Genomic DNA, 14,540 nt, shown 5'->3' with positions numbered 1-14,540 from the left:
TGAAATTAAGTTAACAATATTTAGCACATCGCCTAAACGGAATAACCGCAAGGCTGATAAGGAGAACAGCACATGAGCAAGATTAATAAAGTTGTATTAGCCTATTCTGGCGGTTTAGATACATCGGCTATCATTCCATGGTTGAAAGAAAACTATGACTGTGAAGTTGTCGCATTCGTGGCCGATGTGGGTCAAGGCGAAGAAGAGTTGGTCGGTATTGAAGAAAAAGCATTGGCTTCAGGAGCTTCATCTTGTTATATCGCCGATCTTAAAGAAGAGATGGTGAAAGATTATATCTATCCATCACTAAAAACTGGTGCGGTGTACGAAGGTAAATACCTACTGGGTACTTCAATGGCGCGTCCAATTATTGCTAAAGCACAAGTTGAATGTGCATTAGAAGTGGGTGCTGATGCGTTATGTCACGGTTGTACTGGTAAAGGTAACGATCAGGTACGTTTTGAAGGTGCATTTGCCGCACTAGCACCACAGCTTAAAGTGATTGCTCCTTGGCGTGAATGGGATCTACGTAGTCGTGAAGCACTGTTAGATTACCTTGCTGAGCGTGATATTCCATGTACCGCATCGCTTGAAAAAATTTACTCTCGTGATGCGAATGCTTGGCACGTATCAACAGAAGGTGGGGTGCTAGAAGATACGTGGAATGCACCAAACGATTTGTGTTGGGTTTGGACAAAAGATCCAGAGCAAGCACCAGATCAAGCTGAAACGGTAACACTTAAGATTGAACAAGGTGAAGTGGTTGCGGTTGATGGTGAAGCAATGACGCCATACAACGTGCTAACGTACCTCAATGAAAAAGGTATCGAGCATGGTGTTGGTCGTATCGATATCGTAGAAAACCGCTTAGTAGGTATGAAGTCTCGTGGTTGTTATGAAACACCAGGGGGCACAATTATGATGGAAGCGCTACGTGCGGTTGAGCAGCTCGTACTGGATAAAGAATCGTTCGATTTCCGTCAAACGTTAGGTCTTAAAGCGTCGCACCTTATTTATGATGGTCGTTGGTTTACGCCATTATGCCAGTCATTAATTGCAGCAGCTGATGAGCTAGCAAAAGATGTGAGTGGTGAAGTGGTTGTTAAACTGTACAAAGGTCAAGCAACCGTGATTCAGAAACGCTCAACTAACAGCTTATATTCTGAAGAGTTTGCGACCTTTGGTGAAGATGATGTTTATGATCACAGCCATGCTGGCGGTTTCATTCGTCTTTACTCACTAGCAAGTCGTATTCGTGCTTTAAATAGCCAAAAGAAATAACCAAAACAATCACGGGGCTCCCTACTTAAGCCCCGTTTGATCACGCCATAACAAGATAAGCAAGTCGATACGTAGAGCAAAGGAGAGGTACCATGGCATTATGGGGCGGACGTTTTAGTCAGGCAGCTGACACACGGTTTAAACAATTCAATGATTCACTGCGTTTTGACTATCGTCTAGCAGAACAAGATATTGTTGGCTCAATCGCATGGTCTAAAGCCCTACGTCAGGTCGATGTATTAACTGAGCAAGAGCAGCAAAAGCTTGAGTTAGCATTGAATGAACTAAAGCTCGCTGTGATGGAAGATCCGGAGCAAATTTTATGCTCAGATGCGGAAGATATTCATAGTTGGGTCGAGCAACAGCTGATTGCCAAAGTCGGTGATCTTGGTAAAAAGCTTCATACCGGACGTTCACGTAATGATCAGGTGGCGACCGATTTAAAATTATGGTGTCGTCAGCAAGGTCAGCAATTGCTATTAATGCTAGACCGCTTACAGCAGCAGTTAGTGACAGTCGCCCGTGCTCATCAAGCTACGGTTCTGCCGGGCTATACTCACTTGCAACGTGCTCAACCTGTGACATTTGCCCATTGGTGCTTAGCCTATGTTGAAATGTTTGAGCGTGATTATTCTCGTTTAACTGATGCGCTCGAACGTTTAGACACCTGTCCGTTAGGCTCTGGCGCATTGGCGGGTACTGCCTATCCGATTGATCGTGAAGTGCTGGCGCATAGCTTAGGCTTCCACCGTGCAACACGTAATAGCTTGGATTCAGTCTCTGATCGCGATCATGTGATGGAGCTGCTTTCTACCGCTTCTATTTCTATGCTGCATCTATCACGTATGGCTGAAGACTTGATCTTCTACAACTCAGGTGAATCTAACTTTATTGAGCTGGCAGATACGGTGACATCAGGATCATCTTTGATGCCACAGAAGAAAAACCCAGATGCATTAGAGCTTATTCGTGGTAAATGTGGTCGTGTTTATGGCGCGATGACTGGCATGATGATGACAGTGAAGGCGTTACCGCTTGCGTATAACAAAGATATGCAAGAAGACAAAGAAGGCTTGTTTGATGCCCTCGATAGTTGGCATGACTGTATGGAAATGGCGGCGTTGTGTTTTGATGGCATCAAGGTTAACAAAGACCGTACTTTAGAAGCGGCTATGCAAGGTTACTCGAATGCGACAGAGCTTGCAGATTACTTAGTGGCGAAAGGCATTCCATTCCGTGAAGCACACCATATTGTTGGTGTTGCTGTAGTTGCTGCCATTGCTAAAGGTTGCGCACTAGAAGAGTTATCACTTGAGGAGATGAAGCAATTCTCTGAAGTAATTGATGACGATGTATATCCAATTCTGACTATTGAATCGTGTTTAGATAAGCGTTGTGCACTAGGTGGTGTGGCACCCAATCAAGTGGATTACGCCATTGGTCAGGCTGAAAAAAGGTTAGAGAAACGTTATTCGCCAAGTGTGAAAGTGCGTGGTGCTCGTTTAACGGATCTTGATGCGATTGAAGGTATGGTGGTGTACTGGGCGGGGCTGGGTGAAAACCTACCACGTAACCGAAACGAATTAGTCCGAGATATTGGCTCATTTGCGGTTGCGGAGCATCATGGTGTCGTCACAGGTTGTGCGTCGTTATATGTCTATGATTCAGGGCTTGCGGAAATTCGTTCGCTAGGTGTTGAAGCGGGTTGGCAGCAACAAGGGCAAGGTAAAGCCATTGTTGAGCACTTGCTTGAAAAAGCCGAACAAATGGCAATTAAGAAAGTCTTTGTACTAACACGTGTTCCTGAGTTCTTTATGAAGCGTGGCTTTACCCCGACATCAAAATCATTACTGCCAGAAAAGGTAATGAAAGATTGCGATCGTTGTCCGCGTCAACATGCCTGTGATGAAGTCGCGCTTGAAGTGCGATTGGATCAAGAGCAGCGAATTCCGACGGTTAATGTTGCTTAACGATGACTATGCCAATTATCTAGATCAAAAAAAGCCCTCATCAGAGGGCTTTTTATTTGGAGAGTTGTTGCGGTTTTGTTTTGGCTCACCAATTAAACGGCAGGTTTTAATTGATGAACAATCTGGACCACAATCCAGGCAATACTTGAAAACTTAGCCTAGGTAAGTTTCTAGCTCTTCGCTACCACCGATGTGTTTACCACCGATGAATACCTGAGGAACAGTACTACGACCCGTAATTGCACGTAAAGAAACGGTTGTCGCATCTTTGCCTAGAATAATTTCTTCATACTGTAGACCTTTGTCGATCAAGTTCTGTTTTGCTTTCACACAGAAAGGGCAACCAGGTTTAGAGAATACGGTAATTGATTCTTGTAGCTTTTGTTCTGGTGCGATGTACTTCAGCATAGTGTCTGCGTCAGACACTTTGAATGGGTCGCCTGGCTCTTCGTTTTCAACGAACATTTTTTCAACAACACCATTTTTAACTAGCATGCTGTAACGCCATGAACGCGCACCAAAACCTAGGTCATCTTTCTCAACAAGCATGCCCATGCCTTTCGTGAACTCACCATTACCATCGGGAATGAAAGTGATGTTTTCAGCGTGTTGATCGGCTTTCCATGCATTCATTACGAACGTATCGTTTACCGATACACATAGGATGTCATCCACACCATTCTCAGCAAACACTGGGGCTAACTCGTTGTAACGAGGTAAGTGGCTTGAAGAACATGTTGGTGTAAATGCGCCAGGTAGACTAAATACGACAACGGTCTTATTAGCGAATAAATCTTCAGTTGTTACGTCAACCCACTGATCACCTTTGCGTGTGTGGAAAGTAACTTGTGGTACAGCCTGACCTTCTTTAGATGCGAACATAATGTAATCCCTTAAAAATATAAATGAGTCTGATGTAATCGGAGTGTTTAATCACTTGCTCCGTTTACTGTAGTTATTATGTAACTTTACTCTTGATAGCTCCAATCGTTTACTGCTATGGTTTCAATAGTCAAATCCTATTATAAGACATGCTAATGAATATTCGTGATCTGGAATATCTTGTTGCTCTTTCTGAGCACAAACATTTTCGTAAAGCAGCCGAAGCCTGTTACGTCAGCCAGCCCACATTAAGTGGACAAATTAGAAAACTAGAAGATGAGCTAGGTGTTTCATTATTAGAAAGAACTAGCCGTCGAGTATTGTTCACTGACGCAGGTCTGAGTTTAGTCGCTCAAGCGCAGAAAGTGTTGCTTGAAGTCAAAATACTTACAGAACTTGCTAGTGTGCAAGGAGAAAGTATGTCGGGACCGCTGCATATTGGTTTTATTCCAACGGTTGGTCCGTACCTTCTACCGCAAATTATCCCAAGTTTGAAAGAAGCATTTCCTGAGTTAGAACTTTTTTTACATGAAGCGCAAACTCATCAATTGGTACAACAGTTAGAAGAAGGCAAATTAGACTGCATTATTTTAGCTGCGGTAAAAGAAAGTGAACCGTTCATTGAGTTGCCGCTCTATGATGAGCCGATGATGTTAGCTGTGCCTGAAACACATAAATGGGCGAGTGAAAAAGATATTGATATGTCTTTGTTGCACGGCGAAAGTTTATTGATGCTAGAAGACGGACACTGTTTACGTAATCAAGCTCTTGGTTTTTGTTTTGCAGCAGGCGCGCGTGATGACGGTCGCTTTAAAGCCACCAGTTTAGAAACGTTACGTAACATGGTTGCAGCGGGCAGTGGCATTACGTTACTACCACAATTAGCAAGCCCGAAAGAGCATTGCCGTGATGGGGTGTGTTATATCGCAGCGAAACATCCTCAGCCAACGCGTTTGATCACATTAGCCTATCGTCCAGGCTCGCCACTTAAAGCGCGATATGAAAAGCTAGCTGAAGTGATCAAAGAAAAAATGCCAGAAGTTTTTGCCAAACATACTCAGCCATAATCTCTGTTTACTGAAATAAAAAAAGAGCGCTCAATGAGCGCTCTTTTTATATATGTAACAGCGTTTAGAACAACTCTTCAGCCGTTTCTGTATCAAATTTTTGCTCTGATACCGCTTGCTGTACAGAGCGTGTCGGCTCAGTACCTTTAATGAAATACTCATACATTGAGCTTGCATCATTACGGTTTGAAAGCTGACCTGTTGCACGGTCAATACGCACTTTTACAATATCACTTGGAATTTGCTTTTCTTGTTCAGGGGTATTTTTCAACGCCTGACGCATAAAGTTAATCCATGCCGGTTGTGCAGCATTACCACCGAACTCACCACCGATTGTTTGGTTCTTACCCAGATTATTATTCCAGCTAGTGCGACCTAATTCACGGCGATGATCATCAAAGCCAACCCAAGTCGTTGCCACAATATTTGGGCCATAACCTGTGTACCATGCATCCTTCGCGTTATTGGTTGTACCTGTTTTACCACCAATATCATGACGTTTTAGTACTCTTGCACGCCAGCCTGTCCCATATAGATGCCCTGGCTCACCCCAAATGTTACTGTTGAGCATTTCACGTACAAGGAACGCATTTTGCTCGCTGATCACCTCTGGTGCGTAGCGAACGGGTGGCATAGATATTACTTTTTCAAGATCTGCCGGCGTTGGTTTTTCTGTTTCAGTCGGCGCTGTGGTAGTTACTGTTTTAGTTGCCGTAGTAGTTGCCGTAGTAGATGCTGTGGTATCTGTTGATTGATCGAATTTATGATCTTCAACAGCAGTTGCCATTGCCACTTGCATCTTCGCTTGTGGATTTTTAGCTTGGCATGCATCGTTACAAACAATGGCAGGATCAGCGTAGTAAATTAACTGGTCATCATTGTTATCAACCTTGTTAATTAAGAACGGTTCAACAGCATAACCACCATTAGCAAATACAGAGTAACCTTGTACAAGTTCCAGTGGCGTTAAACTACCAGCACCAAGCGCAATAGGCTCTGCGCGAGGTAAATCTGCACGCTTGAAACCAAAACGAGTAAGATAATCAATGGTGAAATCTAGCCCAGCAATACGTAGTGCACGAATTGCCATTACGTTAATTGAGCGAGCCAAGCCGATACGAGCACGGGTAGGACCACCATATTTACCATCAGCATTTTTAGGGCGCCATGCCGTACCTTGCCATTTATCCCATTTAGTAATTGGCGCATCATTAATGAGAGTTGCGAGGGTTAAGCCTTTCTCTATTGCAGCAGAGTAAATAAATGGCTTAATACCTGAGCCTACCTGACGAATAGATTGCGTTGCACGGTTGAATTTACTTCGGGTGTAGTTAAAACCACCGACCATTGCTAACACGGCACCATTTTCGGGTGACATTGCAACAAAAGACGTATTTGCTGCAGGAACTTGGCTAAGTAGCCATTGATTCGTCGTGACTGTAGCACCGCCTGTTTTATCACTCACAACATTTTGGTTATGTTGAACCCAAATTTGTTGACCTGCAGTAAGAATGTCGCTGGCTTTTTGGGGAGCGGGACCCTGACTTGAGTCAGAAAGGAATTTGCGAGCCCATTTCATACCATTCCAATCGATAGTGGCAATATCACCATTTTTAGTCACGATAGCTGCGGTTTTACCATCAACTTTCGTTACGACAGCAGGGATAAGTTTGCCATAGATAGGCTGATTTTGAAGTTTATTTACAATTTGATTGGCATTTAATGCCGGCTGTCCTGGCTTCCAAAGAACCGCTGTAGGACCACGGTAACCATGGCGTTGGTCATAACTTAGCAGGTTGTTTACTGCGGCTTGCTGGGCATCAAGCTGAAGTTTGCTATTGATGGTCGTATATACCTTCATGCCTTTTTCATACGCAGCCGGACCATAGCGATCCACCATCCATGCACGAGCACGCTCTGCAACATAAGGTGCGTAAAGTTGAATTTCTGCGCCATGATAGTGAGAGACTATAGGTTCAGCGCGCGCAGCATCCATTTGTGCTTTGGTGATGTAGCCCTCTTCAAGCATACGTCCTAAAACAACATTACGACGAGTTGTTGCTCGGTCAATGGAATAAATTGGGTTCATTGTGGATGGCGCTTTTGGCAGGCCCGCAATAACTGCAATTTCAGATAACGTTAGTTGATCAACGGTTTTACCGAAATAGACTTGCGCTGCTGCACCTACACCATAAGCGCGATAGCCGAGGTAAATTTTGTTTAAATAGAGATCAAGAATTTGATCTTTAGTCAGTAGCTTTTCAATATGAATAGCAATGAAAGCTTCTTTGATTTTACGCATGATTGTCTTCTGATTGGATAAGAAGAAATTTCGTGCGAGCTGTTGAGTAATAGTACTGGCCCCTTGACGAGCAGAGCCTGATGTCAAGACGACAAAAGCTGCACGGGCAATACCGATAGGATCGACGCCTGGGTGCTCATAAAAACGACTGTCTTCTGTCGCAATAAAAGCTTCCTGCATGAGAAGAGGAATTTGATCTAATTTAAGAGGTATACGTCGCTTTTCACCAAACTGTGAGATCAGTTTACCATCTTCGCTATACACCTGCATCGGTGTTTGCAGCTCGACATTTTTTAACGTTGCTACATCTGGAAGGTCAGGCTTTACATACAGGTAAAAGCCAAAAATAGTACCAACTCCAAGAATTATGCAAATTAATGCAAGTATTAGTAATCGCTTTATGAACTTCACTTGAGATTTCCCGTTACGCCATCGTGCTAATTGTCATTATCCATTATCTTTTAATTACTAGTATAAAGATAACAAAAAGAAAATTAATGCCGTTGATGGTGTTTATTCGAAATAGTTTGTTTTTTCGCCACATGGGAGCATAACACGGATGTTTCGGAACCCATTAAGTATTGGGGTAGATATTGGTAGCCATAGCATAAAAGCTGTGGCGCTACAGCAGAAAAAAGATCAGTTTGAATTGGCTGCATACGCTGAAGTTGAATTAACCAAATCGGTAATCAATGAACAGCATAATGTAAATGCGACAGCGCTGTTGTCAGCAATACGTCAATTAAAGAAACAACTGCCGTGGCAAGCCAAAAACGTTACTTTAGCCTTACCTGATAGTGCTGTTATCAGCAAAGTTGTTCAACTCGATACCAGTCTCAATGAAGATGAGGCTGAGTTTGCTATCGTCCAAGCATTGGGCGCTGCGTCCCCTTTTCCTGTCGAAGAGTTGTGGTTTGATTACTTCCCTATGGTGAGTGAACGCTTCTCAGAAGCTGCCACTACAGCACCATATCAAGTCTTTGCTTCTCGTAAAGAAACCATCGATAGCCGCGTTACTGTTTTAAAGAAAGTTGGCTTTAAACCAAAAGTCGTTGAATTACAGACCAACGCATTGTTATGGCTAACCGAATATTTAGCTGAGATAGGCAGCCAGTATACGCAGTGGGGACTGGTTGATGTCGGTAAATGCCACACAGAATTTTGCATGAAACCGGAAGGTAGCAATGCTTACCACCGTGAAATTCGCTTTGGTACTAGTCAATTTGAGGATTCACCATATCAACAAGAGGCTGAAGAAGAGAATACTGTTGAGCGTTTTACCGAGCAATTTGCTGAACAATTAAAACGCCAAATCCAGCTTTATAACTCAACACATCCTCGCTGTAGCATTAAAGGGTTATGGCTTGCTGGTGGTTGTCAGTCCTTGATTTCAGATGCGCTATTAAAGCAGTTAGTGGGACTAGAGGTTGTTTGGATCAAACCGTTTGAACATTTTAGCCAGCCGAAGAAAGTGACATTACCGAGTGATATGTCGAGTCAATATGCTGTCGCGACCGGATTAGCGTTACGGGGGATGGCATGATCGATAAATTAAACCTTCTGCCATGGCGTGAAGAACGTCGTAAGCAACATAAACAGCGTTTTATTGGGCTTATGGCTTCTGCGGTGTTGGTTGCGTTTTTAGCGAATTATGGGGTAGTTCAATACCTAGATTTGCAGCAACAACAGCAACAAGCCCGTAATGACCAATTTCAACAGGAAATTGATTTACTCGAAAAACGATTAGCCTTTCTACCTAAGTTAGAAGAGCAGCGTAAAGCGATTCAGCTGAGGCTAAACGTGATTGCTGATATTCAACAATCACGTAATCGCGCAACGCAGTTATTGAATCAATTACCGAATGTTGTACCTGGCGGTGTCTATCTTGAATCATTAAATTTGAACTCACAACGAGTCGGCATTAAAGGGGTGGGGGATTCTAACGGTCACTTAGCCGCATTACTGGGTGGGGCAGAGCAATCTAAATGGTTCATTAATGTTGATATGCATTCATTGGTGACAACCAAAGGTAGTCAGTCTGAACAGCTTTCTCAGTTCAATGCTTCTTTTGATTTAACTGTGCCTTCTTTTGCGCAACCAAAAGTAAATAAAGTCGCAAAAAAAGACATTAATAAGGGGAAGTGATATGGCTGATTGGCAAGAACTTGAATTAGATGAAATCACTGAATGGCCTTTGCTGCCTCAATGTATTGTGGCAACGGTCTTGGCTGTGGCGTTAAGCGCGTTTGGTTATTGGTATTGGGTTAGCCCTAAAAATGATCAGCTTGAGCAAATGAAACAAAAAGAGCAGACCCTTAAGTCCCAGCTAGTCAGTCGAGCTTCACAAGTCGCTGCACTGCCTCGGGTTAAAGAGCAAGTTGCAGAATTAAACCGTCGTTACAATGAAATGATTGAGCAGTTGCCGGAAGAGCAAGAACTTGCGAGTTTGCTCGCGGGAATTAATGATATCGGTGTCAACAATGGTTTGGTGTTTCAATCAATCAAATGGGCACCCAGAGTTGAGCACGAGTTATATTACGAATTACCTATCAATATGCAGTTGACGGGGAATTACGAGCAAATTGGTAAGTTTGCGGAAGCTATTGCGCGCTTGCCTCGTATTGTGAACTTAAACAATGCTGAGTTAAGTCGCGTTAAGCCGTTAGGTCAGCCTGATGAAACCTTGTCTTTGAAAGTCTCTGCAACGACCTATCGTTTCAAGACACCAAGCCAAGAAAAGAACAATAGTGATGAGGGCTAAGCTATGAAAAAAGTAGTGTGGTTATTACCTATTGTTATTGGTTTAGTAGGGTGTCAGGCCAATGATGATTCTGTCGCAGAGTTTATCGCAACGACCCATAACGAAGCAAAGGCGCGAGTTAAGCCTTTGCCTGAGCCTTTTGTCTTTGAGGCTGAAAAGTTTGTAATGACCAGCAAACGAGTACCGTTTGTTAAACCAATTCCAGAGCAGTTGCTGGCCAAGAAAGAGACGGGCGAGTGTTGGCAACCACAACTTGATCGTCAACTCAGTAAACTTGAAAACTTTGCGTTAGAAAAACTCTCAATGAAAGGGGCAATTGGAAACAAAAAGCAACTTTGGGGACTAGTTTTTACACCTGAAGGCGACTTGATGAAAATTAAGCCCGGTCAATATATTGGTCTTAATCGCGGTAAGGTACTTACAGTTAGCGACAAAGTAATTGAAATCGAAGAAACATTACCAGATGGCAAAGGATGTTGGCTTAAACGACCGACTAAACTGGCGCTAGTTCAGCAGTAATCAAGGATAAGTTATGAAAGGGAATGTGTGGATGTTAAGCCGCCAGTATCTAGCAACACTTTGGCTGTTATGCTGTGGGGTATTAGCTTTTCCGAGTGTTGCTGCTATACCTGCAGCTGGAATGATTGATAATCAGATTCAAGCTATTGATTTTCGTCGTGATGGAAAAGGACGAGGGGTATTAACCGTTCGTTTAGATAAGCCGCAGTCGTTAGTTGATTTACGTCGTAATGGTAACAAACTGCAGTTAGATATTTTTGATACTGTACTTAAAGATGACATGATTTATACGCTTGATGTCGTTGATTTTGCAACGGTTGTTAATAGTATAGAAACTATGCGTGTATCGAACGGTGCGCGCTTAATTTTCACTATGAAAGGCAGTTACGATTATGATTACAATCTTCGTGGTAAGCGTCTTGAAGTGATCATTGAAAAGCGTGTGAAAAAAGCGGTAAAAGGCACCAGCTCTAACGCCAAGATCAATTACAAAGGCAAGCCGATTTCAATTAACTTCCAAGATATCCCTGTGCGTAATGTTCTGCAGCTAATTGCTGATTATAACGACTTTAACTTGGTTGTCTCGGATTCGGTTAGTGGTAATGTCACGCTACGTCTTGATGATGTACCTTGGCCGCAAGTGTTAGATATTATTCTGCAATCAAAAGACTTAGATAAGCGAGTGCGTGGTTCTGTGTTATTGGTTGCCCCTAAAGCGGAACTTACAGCAAGCGAACATCAGGTAATGGAAGCGAAGCGTAAGCAACAAGAGTTGTTGAGCCTGCGTTCTGATTTGATTCAAGTGAACTATGCGAAAGCAACGGACATTGCAGAGCTTTTAAGCGGCAGTACTGATGGTGTTGGGATGCTCTCTGAACGTGGTTCATTGCATGTTGATGAGCGTACCAATGCACTTATCATCAAAGATACCCCTGATAATATTCGTAGTATCAAAGATATTGTGTCATCACTTGATATTCCGGTTAAGCAGGTACAAATCGAAGCGCGTATTGTCACCATTAATGAAGGTGATATTGATGAGCTTGGTGTGCGTTGGGGGGTCTCGAAAGTGAATGGCGATACCACTGTTGGCGGTTCAATTGAAGGTAACTTAGCAAGCTCTGGCCTATTGGGTGAAGATGCAAGCGTTGATGATTTTCTTAACGTTAATCTAGGTGCTGGCGCTGGTGCCGCTTCAATAGCGTTCCAGGTTGCAAAGTTAGGTAATATCTTACTTGATTTAGAGCTATCGGCCTTACAGACTGAAAATAAAGCAGAAATTATCTCTAGTCCTCGTTTGATGACCACTAATAAGAAGACGGCGTATATCGAGCAAGGTACAGAAATTCCGTATTTAGAAGCGTCATCCAGTGGTGCAACATCGGTATCGTTTAAAAAAGCAGTACTGAGCTTAATGGTTACACCACAAATTACACCGGATGATAAACTCGTGTTAGATCTTGAAGTGACTCAAGATAACAAGGGTGAAGATGTCCCTACCGGTACGGGCACTGCGATTTCTATTGATACTCAGCGTATTGGTACTCAAGTACTGGTAAATAATGGCGAGACAGTGGTTTTAGGCGGTATTTACCAACACAGTATGACCAACGTGACACGTAAAGTACCGTTATTGGGTGATATTCCAGTATTAGGTGCATTATTCCGTCATAAAATGGAACAAATGGGTAAGCGTGAATTACTTATCTTTGTGACACCTAAAATTGTTATTCAGTAGTCTTTACTGGTAATCAACAAACCTTAAAAATTTAGCTACACTGTTATAGCAGCGGATGGATCCTTATTAAATTAGTTCCATCCGTTGTTTTTTTGGACTATATAATTATTATTTTGCCATATTCATGCTCAGCAATAGCGGAATTACAAGGTTATTACGATTGACCTTAGACCGCTGCTGAGCCATTATGGCGACCTCTTTGGGTAGGACAGGCATAATAAAATACTGATTAGGAGTGACTAGCGCTTGCAATGTAGCTATCAGTCCTGAGATAATTTTCTGTCTTATCACGAATTATATGTGAGGAACTTGGCGCCTCGGGCTTATTAATTAAATAGAGCCTGCGGGTGGTGTCGTTTTATTAACCGCGCGTAAAATTGCTAAAAATGGCTGAAAAACGAAATATTTTCTTGGTCGGCCCAATGGGTGCCGGCAAAAGCACTATTGGTAGACACCTTGCACAGCAGCTGCATATGGAATTCTTTGACTCAGATACAGTTATTGAAGAACGTACAGGTGCTGATATTAGTTGGGTCTTTGATGTGGAAGGTGAAGACGGGTTCCGTGTTCGCGAAGAAGCCGTTATCGACGATCTAACACAAGAGCAAGGCATTGTTCTGGCAACAGGTGGTGGTTCTGTTAAAACTAAAGAGAACCGTAATCGCCTTTCTGCACGTGGTATCGTAGTTTATCTAGAGACGACTATCGAGAAGCAACTTGCTCGAACTCAACGCGATAAAAAGCGTCCTCTACTTCAAACTGATACGCCTCGTGAAGTGCTGGAAGCACTTGCAGAAGAGCGCAATCCATTATATGAAGAAGTCGCTGACTACGTTGTTCGCACTGATGATCAAAGTGCGAAGGTAGTGGCGAACCAAATCATCAAAATGCTAGAAGAGCGTTAATCAACAAAAAGAGAGAAGCTGACCATGGAACGGATCAATGTCAATTTAGATGACAGAAGCTACCCTATTTCAATTGGCGCCGAGTTGTTTTGCAACTCGGCGTTGTTTGCATCTGCGATTCCTGCGGGAAAGCGGGTGGTAGTGGTCAGTAACGAAACTGTTGCCCCGCTGTATGCACAGCAGGTAATGGAAACCATCAGTTCATTAGAGTGCCAAGTGGCATTACTTTCTCTCCCTGATGGTGAACAATACAAAACGTTAGAGACTTTTAATCAAATCATGACTTTCTTACTTGATGGTAATTATGGTCGTGATGTTGTGATTGTAGCGCTCGGTGGCGGCGTCATTGGTGATGTCGTGGGCTTTGCTGCTGCAAGTTATCAACGTGGCGTAGATTTTATTCAAGTACCTACAACATTACTTTCTCAAGTGGACTCATCTGTTGGCGGCAAAACCGCAGTGAATCACCCATTGGGTAAAAATATGATAGGCGCTTTTTATCAGCCCAAAGCGGTAGTGATTGATAATCACTGCTTACAAACCCTACCTGAACGTGAGTTTGCAGCGGGAATGGCTGAAGTGATCAAGTATGGCATTATTGCCGATCACGACTTTTTTGTCTGGTTAGAAGACAACATTGAACGCTTACAAGCACTCGATAACGATGCATTGTGTTATGCCATTGCACGTTGTTGTCAAATTAAGGCAGATGTTGTTGCGGCTGATGAAAAAGAATCAGGTGTACGAGCTTTACTTAATCTCGGTCATACATTTGGTCATGCGATTGAAGCAGAGATGGGCTATGGTAACTGGCTGCACGGCGAAGCGGTGTCGGCAGGCACAGTACTAGCGGCTAAAACTGCGGCAATACAAGGCCTTATTAGTGATGACGATGTAGCGCGAATTATTCGACTGCATGAGCGAGCAAAGCTACCGGTAATCGCACCTGAAACAATGGGCTTCGATGATTTTATTAAGCACATGATGCGCGATAAAAAGGTATTATCAGGCCAGCTACGATTGGTTCTACCGACATCCATTGGCAGTGCTGAAGTCGTGTCTAACGTGACACATGAAGTATTGCGGGATGTGATTAATCACTAAGTCGTGGTTAT

At 43.1% G+C, this 14,540-nt stretch carries 12 protein-coding genes; 10 read left to right on the top strand and 2 right to left on the bottom strand.

From position 1 onward, the window contains the following. Positions 1–72: 72 nt before the first annotated feature. Together C9J42_RS14095 and argH are read left to right on the top strand one after the other, a co-directional pair. Positions 73–1,281 (top strand): argininosuccinate synthase, encoded by a 1,209-nt coding sequence (locus C9J42_RS14095; RefSeq protein WP_045083862.1) that lies wholly within the window; start codon positions 73–75, stop codon positions 1,279–1,281. A gap of 92 nt (positions 1,282–1,373) precedes the next feature. Next, positions 1,374–3,251 (top strand): argininosuccinate lyase, encoded by a 1,878-nt coding sequence (gene argH / locus C9J42_RS14090; protein WP_107247102.1) that lies wholly within the window; start codon positions 1,374–1,376, stop codon positions 3,249–3,251. Between the two features lie 153 nt (positions 3,252–3,404). Here the strand turns inward: argH and C9J42_RS14085 are convergent, their stop codons facing one another. Beyond that, positions 3,405–4,133 (bottom strand): glutathione peroxidase, encoded by a 729-nt coding sequence (locus tag C9J42_RS14085; protein ID WP_107207490.1) that lies wholly within the window; start codon positions 4,131–4,133, stop codon positions 3,405–3,407. A gap of 155 nt (positions 4,134–4,288) precedes the next feature. Between C9J42_RS14085 and oxyR the strand changes: the two genes are divergently transcribed. Further along, positions 4,289–5,200 carry a DNA-binding transcriptional regulator OxyR gene (oxyR, locus tag C9J42_RS14080; protein ID WP_005371846.1) on the top strand — a complete coding sequence of 304 codons (912 nt, stop codon included), beginning with the start codon at positions 4,289–4,291 and terminating at the stop codon, positions 5,198–5,200. Between the two features lie 64 nt (positions 5,201–5,264). Here oxyR and C9J42_RS14075 read toward each other — a convergent pair whose 3' ends face one another. Then, positions 5,265–7,913, bottom strand: a complete 2,649-nt coding sequence (locus C9J42_RS14075) for a penicillin-binding protein 1A (RefSeq protein ID WP_107247104.1) — start codon at positions 7,911–7,913, stop codon at positions 5,265–5,267. A 148-nt stretch (positions 7,914–8,061) separates the two neighbouring features. On the opposite strand from C9J42_RS14075, the gene pilM reads away from it, so the two are divergent. The 7 genes from pilM (at position 8,062) to aroB (ending at position 14,529) form a co-directional block, all read left to right on the top strand. Then, on the top strand, positions 8,062–9,045 hold the full coding sequence (pilM, locus tag C9J42_RS14070) for a type IV pilus biogenesis protein PilM (RefSeq protein WP_107207492.1): 984 nt from the start codon (positions 8,062–8,064) through the stop codon (positions 9,043–9,045). Beyond that, on the top strand, positions 9,042–9,647 hold the full coding sequence (locus C9J42_RS14065) for a PilN domain-containing protein (RefSeq protein WP_107207493.1): 606 nt from the start codon (positions 9,042–9,044) through the stop codon (positions 9,645–9,647). The genes pilM and C9J42_RS14065 overlap by 4 nt, the downstream gene beginning before the upstream one ends. A gap of 1 nt (position 9,648) precedes the next feature. Beyond that, positions 9,649–10,263, top strand: coding sequence for a type 4a pilus biogenesis protein PilO (locus C9J42_RS14060; RefSeq protein ID WP_107247105.1), 615 nt, complete (start codon positions 9,649–9,651; stop codon positions 10,261–10,263). A gap of 3 nt (positions 10,264–10,266) precedes the next feature. Beyond that, on the top strand, positions 10,267–10,782 hold the full coding sequence (locus C9J42_RS14055; RefSeq protein WP_107207495.1) for a pilus assembly protein PilP: 516 nt from the start codon (positions 10,267–10,269) through the stop codon (positions 10,780–10,782). 31 nt (positions 10,783–10,813) lie between these two features. Then, complete coding sequence (locus tag C9J42_RS14050; protein WP_107207522.1) at positions 10,814–12,520, top strand: type IV pilus secretin PilQ; 1,707 nt, start codon at positions 10,814–10,816, stop codon at positions 12,518–12,520. Positions 12,521–12,906: 386 nt separating this feature from the next. Then, positions 12,907–13,425, top strand: coding sequence for a shikimate kinase AroK (gene aroK, locus C9J42_RS14045; RefSeq protein ID WP_105061105.1), 519 nt, complete (start codon positions 12,907–12,909; stop codon positions 13,423–13,425). A gap of 24 nt (positions 13,426–13,449) precedes the next feature. After that, entirely contained in the window at positions 13,450–14,529 is a 1,080-nt protein-coding gene (aroB, locus tag C9J42_RS14040; protein WP_045083869.1) for a 3-dehydroquinate synthase, read from the top strand. Positions 14,530–14,540 lie beyond the last annotated feature (11 nt).

This window comes from Photobacterium sp. GB-56, from assembly GCF_003026105.1.
Classification (GTDB): Bacteria; Pseudomonadota; Gammaproteobacteria; order Enterobacterales; family Vibrionaceae; genus Photobacterium.
Note: the sequence above shows the minus strand (reverse complement) of the source record. Positions and strands in the feature narration are given on the sequence as shown.

Bases quoted from the DNA above. Each gene is read 5' to 3' on its own strand.
- C9J42_RS14095 (WP_045083862.1), top strand. From the start codon at position 73: ATGAGCAAGATTAATAAAGTTGTATTAGCCTATTCTGGCGGTTTAGAT.
- argH (WP_107247102.1), top strand. From the start codon at position 1,374: ATGGCATTATGGGGCGGACGTTTTAGTCAGGCAGCTGACACACGGTTT.
- C9J42_RS14085 (WP_107207490.1), bottom strand. From the start codon at position 4,133: ATGTTCGCATCTAAAGAAGGTCAGGCTGTACCACAAGTTACTTTCCAC.
- oxyR (WP_005371846.1), top strand. From the start codon at position 4,289: ATGAATATTCGTGATCTGGAATATCTTGTTGCTCTTTCTGAGCACAAA.
- pilM (WP_107207492.1), top strand. From the start codon at position 8,062: ATGTTTCGGAACCCATTAAGTATTGGGGTAGATATTGGTAGCCATAGC.
- C9J42_RS14065 (WP_107207493.1), top strand. From the start codon at position 9,042: ATGATCGATAAATTAAACCTTCTGCCATGGCGTGAAGAACGTCGTAAG.
- C9J42_RS14060 (WP_107247105.1), top strand. From the start codon at position 9,649: ATGGCTGATTGGCAAGAACTTGAATTAGATGAAATCACTGAATGGCCT.
- C9J42_RS14055 (WP_107207495.1), top strand. From the start codon at position 10,267: ATGAAAAAAGTAGTGTGGTTATTACCTATTGTTATTGGTTTAGTAGGG.
- C9J42_RS14050 (WP_107207522.1), top strand. From the start codon at position 10,814: ATGTTAAGCCGCCAGTATCTAGCAACACTTTGGCTGTTATGCTGTGGG.
- aroK (WP_105061105.1), top strand. From the start codon at position 12,907: ATGGCTGAAAAACGAAATATTTTCTTGGTCGGCCCAATGGGTGCCGGC.
- aroB (WP_045083869.1), top strand. From the start codon at position 13,450: ATGGAACGGATCAATGTCAATTTAGATGACAGAAGCTACCCTATTTCA.